Source organism: Desulfosporosinus sp. OT, from assembly GCF_000224515.1.
Classification (GTDB): Bacteria; Bacillota; Desulfitobacteriia; order Desulfitobacteriales; family Desulfitobacteriaceae; genus Desulfosporosinus.
Window position 1 is genome coordinate 1 of the sequence record NZ_AGAF01000057.1, and the last position, 2032, is coordinate 2032.

General features: G+C 44.2%; 1 protein-coding gene and 1 pseudogene. Both read right to left on the reverse strand.

The window, feature by feature from the left end:
* Positions 1–969: 969 nt before the first annotated feature.
* Positions 970–1827: pseudogene (locus tag DOT_RS04880) on the reverse strand (hypothetical protein); the annotation flags it as partial.
* A gap of 19 nt (positions 1828–1846) precedes the next feature.
* Positions 1847–2032: hypothetical protein (locus DOT_RS31360; protein ID WP_207637031.1), on the reverse strand; the 186-nt coding region annotated here is incomplete at its 5' end.

The window sequence follows — 2032 nt, forward strand, 5'->3', positions numbered from 1 at the left end:
ATCTGTGTCATTATCAATAGATGCGAGCCGGCTTTTCATTTTTCTCCCAACCTCTTCGGCTTCATCTCGGCTACCATACTTGCAAAGCAGAGTAAACTCCAACAAAGCTAGACATTCCCTGGAGGAGTTCCGCTTCTGTAATTTTTTGGTCGGACAGAAGTTTGCGCCTAACCCTTACCTTGTAACATAGACCAACATATAAGTACTTCCCCATGGTACTCAACTCCTCCTTAAAGATTATTTAAAAAAACTTGGTATGAGTTCGGTTCAATCTCTCTGTTCTATCATGATATTAACATAGAATTTCAGACAATCGTTTCCTTCTAAATTTTTCATTTAACCTCAGACAACAATATAGAACCGAAGGGTGAGAAACATTCTCCGATATGGACATTTAAGTAAACACCTTAGTAAGGTACCTTCATCCTCAATTTACGATACGCCATTATTGAACGAAGCCACCACAGCGTTCTAACCTCCTTTTTCGCTCAACTTCTCACTTTTCCTTCCAACGATCACCAAATATTTTAAAACGATACTAATAGGGCGCCAATCAGTCAATAGATCTGCTTGGCGCCCTAGAGAATCATATTAAGGTTGTTGGAACCACGATCAACGACTTCTACGACCCTCCGCAAGTTTAGGTGGAGTCAGAAAAAGAACAGCGGCCGTGGGAGCGCCAGGGATGATCCATCCCGCAAATAACAAAAGCGAACAGACATCTCAGCTATTGGTTGTAGATGTCTGTTCGCACGAATATCCCATCTATATATTTAGACATTTCCATAATGTCACCTTACGTAAGAACATCAGCGTTTCGGTTATTCTGCATATAAAAACACTTCCTCATTCTGGATTTTACGAAGAAAATCATCTTCCAGACAACAAGATTTAACTTGTCCCTGACTATTCACAGGGTTTAGTCCACCTTATAAACGAGGCAGCCAAGGAAAACTTCACTTGTCCATCTTAAACCTTCACCGTCTTCTTCAGCACAAACCCCGGCAGAGGCTCCTTCATCTTCCAGACAATACTGATGGGCGCCGAACCATAGTGACTTTGAAAATCTGCCAAGCCCAGACAGGTGAAGGGAGAAGCAAACCTATCCAGATCACTCAGCCCCTTGCCCCACAAGGTATAGTGAAGCATGATCAGCATTGTCCGTTCCCCACCGGTTAGCGAATGCCCTAAAGAGCCTTTACCCCAACGAATTTCCGGCAGGATCTTCTGCATAAAGGTAATCCAGCGCCGGGAATTCAGCAAGGACAATCTCCCCAAGGCTGAAGCCAGCAATCGTTCCCTGTCGGCGTCCACCTGATAGCCCTTGAGCAGACCGGCTTGAGCTGCCAGTCCTACAACCGTCACTTTTTTGCTGTAGACGTCTTGGGGCGTCACATGGTAACCCTCGAAAAACTCCCTGACCTTGAGCTCCTGTTTAGTCTCGATAAGATCATAGAGCTTGCTGATTATATTACGCTTAGTATTAATGGCATTGCGAATGTTCTCCAGAATGTAGTCCTGAGCTTGTTTTTCCAATTGGATGGAACAGCCTCTGGGCACATTGGCAAAACCCATCTTGATTTCCTGTTCAATGGTTTTTCGAGACCTGGATAACAAGGCTTTAAAACGGTCTTCAAAGGAATACTTCTGGTGGGCTTGCCCTACAAAGTCCAAAACTGTCAGGGCTTCTTTTCCTTCACAGAGTCTTAGCTCCCTGCCTAACTGCTGCAAAAAGACAGTTAAGCTTTCCGTGGGCCGCAGAAAAAGAACCGTATTCACTTCTGGAATATCAATTCCTTCATTATAAATGTTTGGCATGCGAAATACATCCCTATGCACCCACCTGCTATCGTCCCTGGGGGCGTGCCCTGGGGACGATTGATTCCAGGGAAGCCTTCTCGCCACAGTAACAACAACCATATGCTTTTAAGGGGGTAAGATCACACTTAATCTTACCCCCTATATTTCGTAGAGCTTCGTAACGGTCAGATGCCGAGTTAAATAATAATACAAACAATAATAGCAAATTTAC